Consider the following 16,247-nt stretch of genomic DNA (forward strand, 5'->3'; position numbering starts at 1 on the left):
TTTGCGGTCCCTTGCTAGTGGTTGCGGGTGCGGGTTCTGGTAAAACGAGAGCATTAACTTATCGGATTGCAAATCTGATTCTCAAACACCGTGTCGATCCTCATAATATCTTAGCCGTGACTTTTACTAATAAAGCAGCGCGGGAGATGAAAGACAGGATTCAAAAAATCTTTGCCGAACAAATAGCACTGAGTCAATACAATAAACCATTAGATAAATTAGCCCCACACGAACAAACAAGATTGCGATCGCAAGTTTACAAAACTTATATCAAAGATTTGTGGATCGGTACGTTTCACAGTTTGTTTTCGCGTATTCTACGGTTTGATATTGAAAAATATCAAGATGAGAAAGGTAGACGCTGGACGAAAAATTTTTCTATTTTTGATGAATCCGACGCTCAATCTCTAGTTAAAGAGATTATTACCAAAAAACTCCAACTAGACGATAAGAAATTTGAACCGCGTTCCGTTCGCTACACTATTAGCAATGCTAAAAACCAGGGACTTTCTCCCCGCGATTTCGAACGAGAACAGCCTAACTATCGCGGTAGAGTTATTGCTGAAGTTTACGGGTATTACGAAGATAAGCTAGTCGAAAACAATGCCTTGGATTTTGACGATCTCATCTTAATGCCAGTTAAATTATTTCAGCAAAATGAACAAGTTCTCGGATACTGGCATCAAAGATTTCGACATATTTTAGTTGATGAGTATCAAGATACCAACCGAATTCAGTACGATCTGATTAATTTATTAACAACAAACGGCGAAACGAGAAAAAGTGAATGGGATTGGCGCGATCGCTCAATTTTTGTAGTTGGCGATGCCGATCAATCAATTTATAGTTTTCGCATGGCAGATTTCACCATCCTGCTAGACTTTCAAGCCGACTTTGGTGATGGCTTAGCTGACGAAGATACTCGTACGATGGTTAAGTTAGAAGAAAACTATCGCTCTAGGGAAACTATTTTACAAGCCGCTAACCAACTGATTGAAAATAATACCCAGCGAATCGATAAAATTCTGAAGCCAACGCGAGGGGAAGGAGAAAAAATCTATTGCTATAAAGCTGATGATGAAATCGCCGAAGCCCAATTTGTCATCAACCATTTACGTAGTTTAGAACAGCAACATTCAGAATTTAATTGGGGTAGTTTTGCTGTTCTTTATCGTACTAACGCTCAATCTCGTCCCATAGAAGAGAATCTAGTACGTCAGGGTATTCCTTACACAATTGTCGGTGGATTGAAGTTCTACGATCGCAAAGAAATTAAAGATGTTTTGGCATATTTAAGAGCAATTGTCAATCCTTACGATACCGTAAGTTTATTACGAGTAATTAATACTCCCCGTCGCGGTATAGGTAAAACCACAATTGATAATTTAGTTAATGCTGCCCAACAACTTAATTTACCCTTTTGGGAAATTCTCAATGACGAAACATCAGTTAACACTTTAGCAGGGCGATCGGCTAAGGGTGTCAACAATTTTGCCCAATTAATTCGCAAATGGCAAGAACAGGTAGATACTCTCCTTCCTAGTGCGATCGTGCAGGGAGTTTTAGATGAATCTGGCTATGTCAAAGACCTACAAAATCAAGGCACGGATGAAAGTTTAGACAAGCTACAAAACGTACAAGAACTTTACAACGCCGTTCTCCAATTTGAAGAAGAAAACGAAGAGGTTAACCTCTCTAACTTCCTTGCTAGTACTGCCCTAACTTCCGATTTAGATAATTTGAAAGAAGGACAAGCCGCTGTCTCTCTGCTTACTCTTCATGCTTCCAAAGGATTAGAATTTCCCGTTGTTTTTCTTGTAGGGTTGGAACAAGGACTACTTCCTAACTATCGTTCGCTTGACGATCCTAAATCCTTGGAAGAAGAACGCCGCTTGTGCTATGTAGGAATTACTCGCGCTCAAGAAATACTTTACCTCACCCACGCCCGCGAACGCCGCCTTTACGGTTCCCGCGAACCTGCGATCGCCTCTCAATTTCTAGCAGAATTACCCAAAGAATTACTCAGTTTTCATCTTTCTAGCCAAGCGAAAGTTTCTAATACATCGACTAGATCGACTCACCAACCAACTCAAAAGTGGAGCCATCCTCAGAATAATAGTGCTAGCAAAAATTCATCAGAGGCAGATTTAGAGAAGGATTGGCGTGTAGGCGATCGCATTTTCCACAAAAACTTTGGTATTGGTGAAGTGACTCACATTTTCGGTTCTGGTAACAAGATTTCTTTAGCAGTTCGGTTTGCTAGTCTCGGCACGCCAAAAATTGTCAATCCTAAAATCGATCCATTGCAAAAAGTAGAATGAGATTGGGAATGGGTAAGGGGTAATTGGTAGTTGGTATTTATTGACGAGCGATGACTAATACAAGGAGTTTTTTATGAACCAAGCGCAGGTAAGATGGACAACTAGCGATTTAGAGTTGTTGCCAGATAACGGCAATCGCTATGAAATTGTTGATGGAGAATTATTTGTGACACGCGCACCAGGCTGGAGACATCAAAGAGTTTGTAATAACATTGGTACGGAATTAAATCTTTGGTCGCGCCAAACTGGGTTAGGAGAAGTAGCGATTGCTCCTGGTGTTATCTTTACCGATGCTGATAATGTCATACCAGACGTAGTTTGGAGTAGTAAAGAACGATTGGCTGCTTTGTTAGATGAAGCAGAACACTTGACTGGCGCACCAGAATTAGTTGTTGAGGTACTATCGCCAGGGGAAACCAACGAACGCCGCGACAAAGAAGCCAAGCTAAAACTATATGCTGCTCAAGGAGTACGAGAATACTGGATAGCAGATCCGCGCTTGCAGCAAATGCAAGTTTATCGCCGTGAAAATGCAACGCTGGTTATGGTAGCAACTTTATTTACCAGTGACGAACTTACCTCGCCTTTACTTCCTGATTTTAGCTGTGCTGTGGCAAGATTGTTTGGTTAGACGTTCTTATAGAAGTCAGCTTGATAGAAGTCAGCTTGATAGAAGTCAGCGCGATCGCAGTGAAATTGTTTTTCTCCAAAACTAAAACTGTATCAAATCCAGTTTGTTTCTAGAAATCAAATCCTCTAAGCTAGTCGAGGAGTATCCAGTCGAATAGCTGCAAAAACCCGTGAAATATTTCTTTCTCACTGAAGGATGGACAGTAGGTAGAATCTGGGCATCTGATGGTCTATGGAATGAAACAGCATGGCGGCGACGACCAGACATTCAGCGGCTTAACGTTTGTCTAGTAGAAGCAAACGAAAAATTATGGCTGTATCGGGTAGAAGACACGATTATGACTGTAGAAGTCAGACCCGCTACTGCTTCAAGTAATGGTACAAAACAAGCGATCGGACAAGTTGTACTCAAGCGATTAATCACCGCCGAACAAGTCATCGATCGCTTGGGAATAGCCGAAGCTATGTGCCAACTCAAAAGCATTCAATCTGTAGTTCAATGAATAGGGAGCAGGGAGTAGGGAGCGCACGAGCAGGGGGAGGAAAAACCTACAGCCAACAACTATCAACTCTCAACTGTTAACTATTAACTGTCAACCGTCAACTATCTTGCATTCAGTCCCGCCAATAGTTACACTTCTTTAATAATTCTCATTTTTGTATTGAATACCATTGCTGAATTTTACAAGTCAGCTGGATCGTCCAGATCCAGATCTAGTAAGGCTCGGTTGATGGCAATAACAAAAAGCCGAAAAATTATCCTGTAGAAATAACTCATCGAGGAGGAGCGTAGTCGATGGGACTACCTTGGTACAGAGTACACACAGTCGTCCTGAACGACCCAGGGCGGTTGATTGCTGTACATTTAATGCATACAGCACTAGTTGCAGGCTGGGCTGGTTCGATGGCTCTATACGAACTAGCTATTTACGACCCCAGCGATCCAGTATTAAACCCCATGTGGCGGCAAGGTATGTACGTACTGCCCTTCATGTCACGCTTGGGTGTAGTTGGCTCTTGGGGTGGCTGGAACGTCATGGGCGCTCCCAGCTACGACCCTGGTTTCTGGTCGTTTGAGGGCGTTGCTGCCGCTCACATCGTTCTTTCCGGTTTATTATTCCTAGCTGCTTGCTGGCACTGGGTTTATTGGGACTTGGAACTCTTCCAGGACCCCCGCACGGGCGAATCTGCTCTAGACCTGCCAAAAATGTTTGGTATCCATTTATTCTTGTCTGGTCTACTTTGCTTTGGCTTTGGTGCTTTTCACCTCACCGGACTATTTGGTCCAGGGATGTGGGTTTCTGACCCCTACGGCATCACCGGACACGTAGAAGCAGTCGCGCCGGAATGGGGACCAGCAGGTTTTAACCCGTTTAATCCTGGCGGCGTGGTGGCTCACCACATTGCTGCGGGTGTTGTTGGTATTATTGCTGGTTTATTCCACTTAACAGTCCGACCTCCCGAACGGCTCTACAAAGCTCTACGGATGGGGAATATCGAAACCGTGCTTTCTAGCAGTATTGCTGCCGTCTTCTTCGCTGCTTTCGTTGTAGCAGGGACGATGTGGTACGGTAACGCCACAACTCCAATTGAACTGTTTGGTCCTACCCGCTATCAGTGGGATGATGGCTACTTCAAACAAGAAATGACCCGCCGCGTGCAAGCTAGCGTGGCTGAGGGTAAGAGCTTGTCTGAAGCCTGGTCGGAAATTCCAGAAAAACTGGCGTTCTACGACTACGTAGGTAACAGCCCCGCTAAAGGTGGTTTGTTCCGCGTCGGTCCGATGAATAAGACCAACGGTATTGCTCTATCTTGGGCAGGACACCCCGTATTCAAGGATAAAGAAGGACGAGAATTAGAAGTTCGTCGTCTGCCTAACTTTTTTGAAACTTTCCCTGTTGTTTTAACAGATAAAGACGGTGTTGTCCGCGCTGATATTCCTTTCCGGCGGGCAGAATCCAAGTATAGCTTCGAGCAAACTGGCGTAACTGTCAGCTTCTATGGCGGTGAGTTGGGCGGTCAAACCTTCACCGACCCAGCCGACGTGAAGAAGTATGCTCGTAAAGCTCAAGGTGGCGAAATCATCAATTTTGACGGCGATCAAAGCACCAGATTTGGCGATCTAGCACTTGCTAAGCCTGATGGCGTATTCCGTACTAGCCCTAGAGGTTGGTTCACCTTTGCTCACGCTACCTTTGCCTTGCTATTCTTCTTCGGTCATTTGTGGCACGGTTCTCGCACGATCTTCCGCGATGTATTCGCAGGAGTCGAGGCAGATCTGGAAGAACAAGTCGAATGGGGGCTGTTCCAGAAAGTGGGTGACAAGACCACTCGCCGTAAGGAAGCCTAAACTGAGGTCAGTTGTTAAGAACGGTTAAATATATTGTCGGGAAACAATTTTTCTAGCAGTTAATGTAACCGTTCTTTTCTTTTGATTGATAAACTATCAGTAAGAAGGAAGTCTTAGGGAATACTGACATGGAAAGCGTTGCTTACATTTTGATTCTCGCGCTGGCTATTGGTACTCTATTCTTTGCCATAGCTTTTCGCGAACCACCTCGCATTGAGAAAAAGTAAATTTTTTCGGCTTAATTCGCTAAAAATAGCCAAATCATATCCATTTTCCACCGCTGTTATCGTCCTTGATAGCAGCGGATATTCCTTTATTAGTTGTCAGTGAATAAAGGGAGCAGGGAGTAAGGAGTAGGGAAATGTTAAATGCGTGAATTGCTCCCTTATCCTCCTTGTCCCCCTTATCTTTCCCTAACCCCTAACCCCTAACTCCCAACTCCTCGCCATGCAATGCCCTTTCTGCCAGCATCCAGACAATCGCGTTTTAGAATCGCGTTCTGCTGAAGCGGGACAAAGTATCCGCAGGCGACGGGAATGTTTGCGCTGTCATCGCCGCTTTACAACTTACGAGCGGATTGAATTTGTTCCAATTACCGTTCTGAAACAAAATGGCGATCGCCAGTTATTCGATCGCTCTAAAGTTTTACGGGGAATTGTCCGTGCTTGCGAGAAAACGGGAATTTCGGCTTTGCGGATGGAAGCGATCGTTGATGAAATTGAAGCAGAACTGCAACAACGTGTCTCACGGGAAGTTAGCAGTCTGGAAATTGGCGAATTAGTCCTCAAACACTTGCGATGCGAGAGCGAAGTTGCCTACGTGCGTTTTGCTTCTGTTTATCGCCAATTTCAAACTATGAAAGATTTTGTCGAAACTTTGGACGATCTGTCGCGTCAGGAAGCTCCAAATAATATCCCGATTGAAGATGAATATTGCCAGTGCCATGAATCCCCAGCTCATACTGTGGCGATCGCCGATTGAGAGATTTTATCGCGATCGCCAGAGCAGGATTGTATACTGTTGACTTGCAATAAACACTTACAACAAGCACTTTTCTGCTCGGGGGTGCAATGACATTACTAGCTTGAATTCCATCGTATCCATAACTCAAACTCTATCGACTCGAACTACATCTAAAGAATTTCAGTAAATTTATTCACAAAGCTCAGTTATAATTGTGAGTCTGTACTTACAATTGCGTTTAGATTAACTTCTCCTACGTTAGGATGGAATCAGAGATGTAGGTGTAATCTGCCTACGCTCGCCTTGCATATACATCGAGAGGAGGAAAAACCTTTCGGAGACTATTCCCAGGAAACAACCAGCATGGTCAATCAGAAAACACTTACTACAGAAATAGGCTTTACTCACGAAGATTTCGCGGCTTTACTCGACAAATACGATTACCACTTCAGCCCTGGCGACATCGTAGCTGGTACGGTATTTAGCATGGAGCCACGGGGCGCTCTGATTGACATTGGTGCTAAGACCGCTGCCTACATTCCCATTCAGGAAATGTCGATAAATCGGGTGGATGCTCCAGAAGAAGTTTTGCAGCCCAACGAAACGCGGGAGTTTTTCATTCTTACCGATGAAAATGAAGACGGACAGCTAACGCTTTCGATTCGCCGCATCGAGTATATGCGAGCTTGGGAGCGCGTCAGACAGTTACAAAACGAAGATGCAACGGTGCGATCGCTCGTATTCGCTACAAACCGCGGCGGCGCACTCGTGCGAATCGAAGGTCTGCGCGGATTTATTCCTGGTTCCCACATCAGCACTCGTAAGCCTAAAGAAGAGTTGGTCAGCGAGGAGCTACCATTAAAGTTTCTAGAAGTTGATGAAGACCGCAACCGTCTGGTACTTTCACACCGTCGCGCTTTAGTCGAGCGCAAGATGAACCGCTTGGAAGTTGGCGAAGTCGTCATCGGTACGGTACGCGGGATCAAGCCTTACGGTGCATTTATCGATATTGGCGGTGTCAGCGGTCTGCTGCACATCTCGGAAATCTCCCACGACCACATCGATACACCTCACAGCGTCTTCAACGTCAACGATGAAGTCAAAGTCATGATCATTGACTTGGATGCCGAACGGGGTCGGATTTCTCTGTCTACAAAACAGCTAGAGCCAGAACCAGGCGACATGATCAAGAACCGCGACTTGGTTTACGATAAAGCAGAAGAAATGGCTGCAAGATATCGCGAACAGATGGCAGCTAAGCAACAAGGAATTGATTTAAATGCTCCTGCTGAGGTAGAAGAACCAGTAGCAGTGGAAGAAGAGATTCCAGTGGCTACCGAAGAGCCTGTTGCTGTCGATACCGAAGAACCTGTTGCTACCGATGCTGAGGAATTGCCAGCATCTGATGAGGATTTGCCAGCAGCAGTTGAGTAAGAATATTTAGCAATTCAATGTAGAGGCGTTATATTTGACGTTTCTATATGAAAGAGGGTTAAACCCTCTTTTTTTGTGGCGATCTTTTTTCGTGGCGAATCGCTGGAATCACAGGCAGTAGGGGCGCACAGTTGTACACCCCTACCAAATTACCAGATCTCGGAGGGCGGGTTTGCCTGAAGTATTTGTTTTAGTTGGAAATGGTTGGTAAACCCGCCCCTACAGTTGCACGATTGTTTTGCTCATGGGAACAAACTCAATGCTGACTCCGTTGCCAATTGTATAGGCAACGCGATCGCTACCCGTGTACCCGTATGCTCGATATAGCTTTACCCCTGGTAAGGTTGCCATCAATTCCAGCGATCGAAAACCACTGGCTTGAGCTTCCAGTTCGCATCGTTGTAAAATTGCTCTGCCGATGCCTTGTCTTGCCCAGTCGGGATGCACGAAAAAAGCCCGAATTTTTGCCGCGTCGCAGTTGGGATCGAGATAGCCTGACTCGCGATCGCTATAGCGATCGCCGCCAAATAGTGTTTTGCGTTTACTCCAACCACCGCATCCCACTAATATTCCAGCCTCGGCAACAAAGTACGTACCATCTACAATCAGATCTGTATCGACACCAAAAACCGCAGCGATCGCCGCCTCAATCTGCTCGTCAGTATAATCTGCTCGACTCAAACGCCGTGCAGATGCAGCAATTAATCGTTCGATTTCAGCACGCTCATCTAGGCGTGCTTGTCGTAAAATGATGCTCATCTCACTAGCAGTATGGCAGCGCTTAGATAGAAGCGTCAGTTAACACGAATATGGTAACAATTCAATGTAAAGACAAGCGCTTCAGTAATATCCAAGCAATTGTCTTCGATAAAGATGGCACGCTAGAAAATTCTGAAGAGTATTTACGCAATTTAGGACAAAAGCGATCGCGCCTGATCGATGCCCAAATTCCTGGGATTGGCGAACCCCTGCTGATGGCATTTGGGATTAATGGCGATCGCCTCGATCCGACAGGACTTTTAGCCGTGGGCAGTCGGCGAGAAACAGAAATTGCCGCAGCTGCCTATATTGCCGAGACTGGGCGCAGTTGGTTCGAGTCCTTGGCGATCGCCCGTCGTACCTTTGAGGAAGCCGATCGGTATATTGGTACTGCCCCTTCCCCCCTATTTGTAGGCAGTTTGGAAGTATTAAAATATCTCAGCGATGCGGGAATTAAACTGGGAATTCTTTCCGCCGCTTCTACAGAACGAGTCCGTGCCTTCGTCCAGCGCCATCAACTAGAAGCTTACGTACAGCTACAAATGGGTGTAGATGCTGGTGTAAGTAAACCAGATCCCGCACTATTTTTGCAAGCTTGTCAAGTCTTGGATGTCGCACCCAGCAACACCCTCATGGTAGGAGATTCTGCCGCTGATATTGAAATGGCGCGCAACGCAGGGGCAGCGGGTTGTATCGGCATCTGTTGGGGCAGACCAGAAGCCGCCCATTTAGAAGCAGCAGACGTGGCGATTTCCCAACTTGATGAAATTCAATTGATTTTTTGACGGTTGTACGGGCGAGTTTACCCATTAACTGTGACTTCGACCAAGATTTTGGGTGAACCCGCCCCTACGACTGTACGGACGGGTTTATCCACAGTATTATTTGTTCATCTACAGGTATATTCAAAAAAACCCGCCCCTTCAATTTTAAATATGCTTGCTTCTACCCAAGAACTCCTCCAAACAGCACGGCAGAATATTTACGCGATCGGAGCCTTTAACATCTATAACTTGGAGGGAGTAAAAGCAGTAGTGAGTGCAGCCGAGGCAAATCGTAGTGCTGCTATGTTGCAGATCCATCCCAGTGCCTTAAAGTTTGGTCGATCGGCTTTAGTAGCAATGTGCCTGGAAGCCGCACGCGCTGCTACAGTTCCTATTTCCGTTCATCTCGACCACAGTACCAACGCTAACGATATTCGCCAAGCCCTCACCGCAGGTATGAACTCGATTATGGCGGATGGCTCTCATTTACCATATGCAGAAAATATGGCATTTACACGGGAAATGACGCAGCTTGCTCATACACGCGGCGCAATTGTTGAAGCTGAAATTGGTCGCATCAGCGGTACTGAAGATGGCTTAACTATTGCGGAAAAAGAAGCCAAAATGACCGACCCAGCGCAAGCAGTTGAATTTGTGCTTACAACACGGGTAGATGCCTTAGCGGTAACAATTGGTAACGTTCACGGAGAATATAAAAATCCACCCCGTTTGGATTTCGATCGCCTTGCTCGCATTCGCCGCTTAATTGATATTCCCCTCGTCTTGCATGGCGCGTCGGGACTACCAGCATGGATGATCGGCCGTTCCATCCAATTAGGCGTGTGTAAATTTAACGTCAATACTGAAGTGCGACAAGCTTATATGCGATCGCTCAAATCGGAAGTTTGTGCGAGTAATGGCAGCGACTTACTCGATATGGCAGGCGTTGCAATCGCGGCAATGCAGGATGTAATTGCCGAAAAACTGCACCTATTTGGCTCTGTCGGTAAGGCACACCTGCACGAAACCCCCTATGCCCATACGCTAGCGGGATTAGAACGTTTTTCCCATTAAATATTTAAATTAAACCGCAGCAGACTTCATCGGATACATATCTCTCTGTTGTTCGGTGAGTTCGTCCCAGAGTCTATCCATAGCTGAATCCACAACCGAACCAACAACAGCCCCCAGCAGCGATCCGACTACCGATCCCGCCAGAGAACCAACTAAAGAGCCAAGGAGTGCCGTACCAATCGAACCACCAATGCCTCCTACAATTGCCCCCGCAACTGACCCAACCAACGAACCGCCAATAGAACCAACGAACGAGCAGAAAAGAGAGCCGATCTGAAACATCAGTTGCACTCCTGTAGTTGTAGATTTCTTCTTTTACAGTACAGGAAATTTCTCTTTTAATAAGAGAGTAGATCGAAATTTTAACTTTTAAAAATTCACGCTCAATTAGCGAGATTCAAATGTAAGGTGGGCATTGCCCACCTTACTACTATCATAAAAACTGTTAGTAGACATTTCACAAATTAGATATGTTTTAACTTTGAAACCTTGCATTTCTTGCAAATAACTATGTTTCTTGTTATTTTCTCAATACCCTCAGCATTTACAATTTCTTGAAATACCTAGCGATCGGTAATAGCCCGAAACCAAGCTTTTCATAGGTGTGACGTGCTGGGGCATGACCAGGATCGCCTCCAGTTTCGACCATAGCAACAGACATTCCAGCATCTTTCATCCAATCGATAGCAAATTCTATCAGAACAGTGCCAATACCGCGACCTTGAAAGTCTGGATCGACAGCAACCATGTAGATTTCACCCATGCTGGACTCGGAGTCTAGTTTCGCAGCTACAAAGCCCACGGTAGAACCTGAATCGATTGCCACCCATACGTTTGTGTCTTCCGTAACGCAGACATCCTCGACAGCTTTTTGCTGGCTCACGCGCCAATCATCGGGATAGAATACCTGGTAAACATCAGCGTTCATCACGTTCTGAATCGAATCAAACACTGGAGTCCATGCCCGAAGCGAAAGACGAACAACGGCATCAAGATGGCGTGGATCGTATGGTTCAATTTGCATTTTAGGATTAATTCCATAAGATACTGAAGATTATATGCAATGAAGCCGCCTCACATTCCCGATCGAACGTTTACCTGAGAAGTAACAATCGACAGAAATAGAAAAGTAATTAATAGCAAATTAATAGCAAATAAAATACCCCTGCCTACAACGCGGCAAGGGCTGAAAAAAATTTCGTACAAGCCAACTAATCGATCGCCAATTGAGGCGCTTTCAAAGATACAGCTGGCGTTAGCTTTTGTTCTGCCAATGTTGGCACTGATTCCCTTAAATGAGCTGTCAGTTTTATAGTTGTCGCATCGTACATTTGAGTCAGCATTTTCGGGTAAAGACCGATACCAATAATCGGTACTAGCAGACAAGCGATAATAAATATTTCTCGCGGTTCGGCATCGATCAAGGCTTCGTGGGAAGTTAATTCTTTGTTTTCTTGCCCATAGAAAATCTCTCGCAGCATGGAAAGGAGATAAATCGGAGTCAAGATAACACCGACTGCCATCAGAAAGACGATAATCACTTTGAAAGTGGGGTTATAAGCATCGCTAGTCGCAAAGCCCACAAACACCATCAATTCTGCAACAAAACCGCTCATACCTGGCAGCGCCAAAGATGCCATCGAACAAGTCGTCCACATGGCGAAAATCTTCCGCATCTGTTGCCCGACACCACCCATTTCATCCAGCATTAGGGTATGGGTGCGATCGTATGTTGCTCCGACGAGAAAGAATAGACTCGCGCCAATCATCCCGTGAGAAATCATTTGTAAAATTGCGCCATTCAATCCTAAATCGGTGAAGGAAGCGATCCCAATGACCACAAATCCCATGTGAGAAATTGAAGAATAAGCGATTTTGCGCTTCAAGTTCCGCTGGGCAAAAGATGTTAAAGCAGCGTAGATGATATTTACTACCCCCAGAATTACCATCGCAGGGGCAAAGAAAGCATGAGCATCGGGAAGCATCCCCGCATTCATCCGAATCAGGGCATAGCCACCCATTTTCAGCAGGATACCAGCCAGCAACATATGTACTGGGGCTGTCGCTTCACCGTGGGCATCTGGTAGCCAAGTGTGTAACGGGAAGATTGGTAATTTTACGCCGTAGGCAATCAGAAAAGCCGCATACAGCCAAAGCTGAAAGTTAAGGGGAATATCTTTAGCAGCCAGCGATCGCATATCAAACGTGACTGTATCGCCGTAAAATGCCATCGTCAAACCAGCTACCAAAATAAATAGCGACCCGCCAGCAGTGTACAAAATGAATTTGGTTGCAGCATACTGCCGTTTCTTACCACCCCAGATTGCTAGCAGCAAGTAGACAGGAATCAGTTCTAGTTCCCACACCAGGAAGAACAACAACATATCCTGCACGGCGAATACAGCAATTTGTCCGCCATACATTGCCAGCAACAGAAAGTAGAACAGACGTGGCTTTAAAGTTACGGGCCAAGCCGCCAGAGTTGCCAGCGTCGTGATAAACCCTGTCAAAATCACTAAGGGCATCGACAAACCATCGACCCCCACTGACCAATTCAAGTCTAATTGGGGAACCCAGGCGTACCTTTCCACCAATTGCAACTCTGGATTAGCCAGATCGTACTGAGTGTAGAATGCGTAAACGATAATTGCAAAATCAATTAGTCCCACTACCAGAGCATACCAGCGTCCCGTCGAGCCTTCTTTAGAAGGTGGCAGTAGCGGGATGAATAGCGAGGCAACGATTGGAAACAGAATTACAATTGTCAGCCAGGGAAAATTAGCTGTATTCATCTCTCACTAGGGAATAAGGAGTAGGGAGTGGGAGAGTGGGAGTGGGGAGACAAGGGAGAGGGGGGAGACAAGGGAGAGGGGGAAGAATTTTGTCCTTCTTGTCCTTCTTGTCCTCCTTGTCCTCCTTGTCCTCTTTCTCTAGCCCCTCACTCCTCGCTCCTCGCCCCTGAATTAAGTTACGCCAAACACGATTACCATACCGAGAACTGCGGCAAACACAATCAAGGCATAGAATTGGGCGCGACCGTTTTCTAGGTATTTTAAGCCTTCACCGCTAATCAGCGTGAAGAAGCCCGTGAGGTTCACCGCACCATCAACGACACGATAATCGACTTCCATCACTTGACGGGCTAGGCGACGGCTACCCAGGACGAACACTTTGTAGTAGATGTCGTCAAAGTACCACTTGTTAAGCGATAGCTCGTAAAGCGGTTGAATTTTGGCAGCGATCGCGGCAGGATCGATCTTGCGCCACAAATACATCAACGAAGCCAAAGTAATTCCTATCAAAGAAATCCCTACCGAAGCCCCTGCCAAAGTGTAGAATTCTGTTGGCTCGAACTCGGCAGCTTTCTCCATCGCCATAGCTGCAGTTTCGCTGGGAGGATAGATAAATTCCTCAAAGTAATTAGCAAACGGCGTACCCACCAGACCAATCAGCATCGACGGTATAGATAGGACTACTAAAGGTAGAGCCATCGTCCATGGGGACTCATGGGGATGTTCGCTGTGTCCGTGGTCGTGACTGTCGTGGCTGCTGGCGGTTGCTGCCAACTCTCGCGTATCCATTGCCCCTGGACCAAAATTAGGTACGAGGGCTGCCGATTTGAGTTCGTGGCGAATTTCCATCTCATTGCCTCGGAATTTCCCTTCAAATGTCGAGAAATACATCCGAAACATGTAGAAAGCCGTAATTCCTGCTGTCAGGTAGCCTACACCCCAAAGTAAAGGATTCGTGGCAAAAGCTGCCCCTAGAATCTCGTCTTTCGACCAAAAACCAGCAAAAGGCGGAATTCCCGAAATTGCCAAACAGCCAATTAAAAAGGTAATTGCTGTCACAGGCATATAGCGCCGCAATCCTCCCATGAGTCGCATATCCTGCGCCAAAACGGGGTCGTGACCGACAACAGCTTCCATGCCGTGGATGACCGAACCGGAGCCAAGGAAGAGCATTGCTTTGAAGTAAGCGTGGGTCATTAAGTGGAACAATCCCGCGCCATACGCGCCTAAACCCATTGCCATCACCATATAACCCAATTGGGAGATGGTGGAATAAGCCAAGCCTTTCTTAATGTCGTTTTGAGTAATTGCGATCGTCGCCCCTAAAAATGCCGTGAACGCCCCAGTATAAGCAATGACATTCATTGCTGCTGGGATGCCTTCAAACAAGGGATACATCCGAGCGATCAAAAACACCCCAGCCGCCACCATCGTCGCCGCGTGGATCAAAGCTGAAATGGGTGTGGGACCTTCCATTGCGTCTGGTAGCCAGACATGCAAGGGAAACTGAGCTGACTTAGCAACTGGTCCTAAGAACACCAAAACGGCAAACACAACTGCCAAGAAACTGCTGATAGAACCCGATTCCACCAGAGTTTGCAGCCGTTCGCCAATTTCGCCAAACTCAAAGCTGTTAGTTGCCCAGTAAAGCCCTAAAATGCCCAACAGCAAACCAAAGTCACCGACACGGTTGACCACAAATGCTTTTTGACAAGCATCTGCTGCTGCCTTGCGATCGTACCAGAACCCAACTAGCAGGTACGAACACATCCCCACTAGTTCCCAGAAAATGTAAATTTGGATGATATTGGAGCTGACAACCAGACCGAGCATGGAAGAACCGAACAAGCTCAGGTAGGAGTAAAAGCGCACGTAACCTGGGTCGTGAGCCATGTAGCCATCGGTATACACCATGACTAAAAAAGCTACCGTAGTTACTACCACCAACATCATGGCTGTCAGATGGTCGATCGTATATCCCATACTTAAATGGAAATTTCCGGCTGCTGCCCATTCCAGGGTTCTGGTATAGGGCGCGTGTCCTTGGATTTGACTCCAAAGAATCGCGAAAGACAGTGCCGTTGCTGCTCCCATTAAAGAGATGACAAATACAGCATTGAGTTGCCGCAGGCGGTTAGTCGCCTGATTTGCCGATATTAACCCCAGACCGACCAGCATCGCCCCGACCAGAGGTAATACCGGAATCAGCCAGGCATATTGATAGATAGCTTCCATCACTTGCGCCTACTTTGAGAACTTTACTACTAACTTAATGAAGCTATTAGCTTTTTGGTCATTTGTCATTGGTCATTGGTCATTTGTATGGAATTGATTACAAACAATCGATGATAAATAACTTCTGACAACTAATCGTTTGCTCCAAACTGTTAACAATTGTGACACATGGCTCCGATCGGAAAATACCCCACCTGAGAGAACCTAGATGGGGAAAATTTACTATGACTTTAGCTTTAGTAAGGGGTGAGGAGCGAGGGAAAGAAGGGGTGTAGGGTGTGGGAAGTGTGGGAGGTGTGGGAGGACAAAAGAAGGGGTGTAGGGTGTAGGGTGTGGGGTGTGGGAAGTGTGGAAAGTGTGGGAGGACACTCGAAGAATTTTCGAGAGCGCTCTCCCTTGTCCCCCTTGTCTTTTTTCCCTCGCTCCTCACTCCTCGCTCCTCGCTCCTAACTCCTAGCCCCTATTTCAAGTCGAACGGAGTTAGCGTAGTCGTACTGAATTGACTTTAGTACTTGCCGAAGTTCATCTCGACTGTGTAGGCGATCTAATCGCTGTCTGACAATACCTTTCTCAATCAAAATCAGTGTAGGCAAGGTTGTAAGTCGATAAGTGTTGGATAATCTAAAATTTTCATCGGCATTTACGCCCACTATCTTGACGTGCTGGCTACCATGTTTGTGAAACTCTGATAGTACAGGTTGGATTAAATGACACAACCCACACCAGGGAGCCCAAAAATTGACTAAAACTGGAACTGAAGATTCTAAAACTTCTTTTGTAAACGTCCGCTCGTTAACTGACAATACCATGTTTCCTCTAGGCGGAATTATCTGAGTTTGCTATCAACTTGGAATTATGCTACATCGATTCGGGATCAATTCAAAAGTGGGAAAGATCGATTTTGTCAGGAAGTCAGGAGTCGGGA

The 16,247-nt window shown here is 46.0% G+C and carries 16 protein-coding genes; 9 read left to right on the forward strand and 7 right to left on the reverse strand.

Translation table 11 applies throughout. From position 1 onward, the window contains the following. The 7 genes from pcrA to ACRC32_RS18845 form a co-directional block, all read left to right on the forward strand. Positions 1-2,321 (forward strand): DNA helicase PcrA (gene pcrA / locus ACRC32_RS18815; RefSeq protein WP_438555403.1); only part of this gene is annotated, 2,321 nt, incomplete at its 5' end. A gap of 73 nt (positions 2,322-2,394) precedes the next feature. Continuing rightward, positions 2,395-2,952, forward strand: coding sequence for a Uma2 family endonuclease (locus tag ACRC32_RS18820; RefSeq protein WP_438555404.1), 558 nt, complete (start codon positions 2,395-2,397; stop codon positions 2,950-2,952). 169 nt (positions 2,953-3,121) lie between these two features. Beyond that, positions 3,122-3,454: a hypothetical protein gene (locus tag ACRC32_RS18825; RefSeq protein ID WP_438555405.1), complete on the forward strand. Its 333-nt coding sequence runs from the start codon at positions 3,122-3,124 to the stop codon at positions 3,452-3,454. 293 nt (positions 3,455-3,747) lie between these two features. Next, positions 3,748-5,301 (forward strand): photosystem II chlorophyll-binding protein CP47, encoded by a 1,554-nt coding sequence (gene psbB / locus ACRC32_RS18830; RefSeq protein WP_317109425.1) that lies wholly within the window; start codon positions 3,748-3,750, stop codon positions 5,299-5,301. Between the two features lie 128 nt (positions 5,302-5,429). Next, positions 5,430-5,528 carry a photosystem II reaction center protein T gene (locus ACRC32_RS18835; protein WP_009632497.1) on the forward strand — a complete coding sequence of 33 codons (99 nt, stop codon included), beginning with the start codon at positions 5,430-5,432 and terminating at the stop codon, positions 5,526-5,528. 220 nt (positions 5,529-5,748) lie between these two features. After that, the gene (gene nrdR / locus ACRC32_RS18840; RefSeq protein WP_438555406.1) at positions 5,749-6,282 is read left to right on the forward strand and encodes a transcriptional regulator NrdR; all 534 of its coding nucleotides are present in this window, start codon (positions 5,749-5,751) and stop codon (positions 6,280-6,282) included. Between the two features lie 345 nt (positions 6,283-6,627). Further along, a complete protein-coding gene (locus ACRC32_RS18845; RefSeq protein ID WP_438555407.1) occupies positions 6,628-7,698 on the forward strand; it encodes a 30S ribosomal protein S1 in 1,071 nt (356 codons plus the stop codon). Between the two features lie 219 nt (positions 7,699-7,917). Here the strand turns inward: ACRC32_RS18845 and ACRC32_RS18850 are convergent, their stop codons facing one another. Further along, positions 7,918-8,457 carry a GNAT family N-acetyltransferase gene (locus ACRC32_RS18850; RefSeq protein WP_438555408.1) on the reverse strand — a complete coding sequence of 180 codons (540 nt, stop codon included), beginning with the start codon at positions 8,455-8,457 and terminating at the stop codon, positions 7,918-7,920. 50 nt (positions 8,458-8,507) lie between these two features. On the opposite strand from ACRC32_RS18850, the gene ACRC32_RS18855 reads away from it, so the two are divergent. Together ACRC32_RS18855 and ACRC32_RS18860 are read left to right on the forward strand one after the other, a co-directional pair. Continuing rightward, entirely contained in the window at positions 8,508-9,242 is a 735-nt protein-coding gene (locus ACRC32_RS18855; RefSeq protein WP_438555409.1) for an HAD family hydrolase, read from the forward strand. Between the two features lie 150 nt (positions 9,243-9,392). Continuing rightward, positions 9,393-10,295: a class II fructose-bisphosphate aldolase gene (locus tag ACRC32_RS18860; RefSeq protein ID WP_438555416.1), complete on the forward strand. Its 903-nt coding sequence runs from the start codon at positions 9,393-9,395 to the stop codon at positions 10,293-10,295. Positions 10,296-10,304: 9 nt separating this feature from the next. Here the strand turns inward: ACRC32_RS18860 and ACRC32_RS18865 are convergent, their stop codons facing one another. From ACRC32_RS18865 to ACRC32_RS18890, 6 genes are all read right to left on the reverse strand, one after another. Continuing rightward, positions 10,305-10,577 (reverse strand): hypothetical protein, encoded by a 273-nt coding sequence (locus ACRC32_RS18865; RefSeq protein ID WP_438555410.1) that lies wholly within the window; start codon positions 10,575-10,577, stop codon positions 10,305-10,307. A gap of 262 nt (positions 10,578-10,839) precedes the next feature. Next, on the reverse strand, positions 10,840-11,319 hold the full coding sequence (locus tag ACRC32_RS18870) for a GNAT family N-acetyltransferase (protein WP_438555411.1): 480 nt from the start codon (positions 11,317-11,319) through the stop codon (positions 10,840-10,842). Positions 11,320-11,506: 187 nt separating this feature from the next. Further along, on the reverse strand, positions 11,507-13,087 hold the full coding sequence (locus ACRC32_RS18875; protein WP_438555412.1) for an NAD(P)H-quinone oxidoreductase subunit 4: 1,581 nt from the start codon (positions 13,085-13,087) through the stop codon (positions 11,507-11,509). 171 nt (positions 13,088-13,258) lie between these two features. Further along, complete coding sequence (locus tag ACRC32_RS18880; protein WP_438555413.1) at positions 13,259-15,322, reverse strand: NAD(P)H-quinone oxidoreductase subunit 5; 2,064 nt, start codon at positions 15,320-15,322, stop codon at positions 13,259-13,261. Between the two features lie 97 nt (positions 15,323-15,419). Next, a complete protein-coding gene (locus tag ACRC32_RS18885) occupies positions 15,420-15,752 on the reverse strand; it encodes a hypothetical protein (protein ID WP_438555414.1) in 333 nt (110 codons plus the stop codon). 16 nt (positions 15,753-15,768) lie between these two features. After that, the gene (locus tag ACRC32_RS18890) at positions 15,769-16,131 is read right to left on the reverse strand and encodes a thioredoxin family protein (protein WP_438555415.1); all 363 of its coding nucleotides are present in this window, start codon (positions 16,129-16,131) and stop codon (positions 15,769-15,771) included. Positions 16,132-16,247 lie beyond the last annotated feature (116 nt).

The organism is Chroococcidiopsis sp., assembly GCF_051657925.1.
In the GTDB taxonomy this organism is placed as follows: Bacteria; Cyanobacteriota; Cyanobacteriia; order Cyanobacteriales; family Chroococcidiopsidaceae; genus Chroococcidiopsis.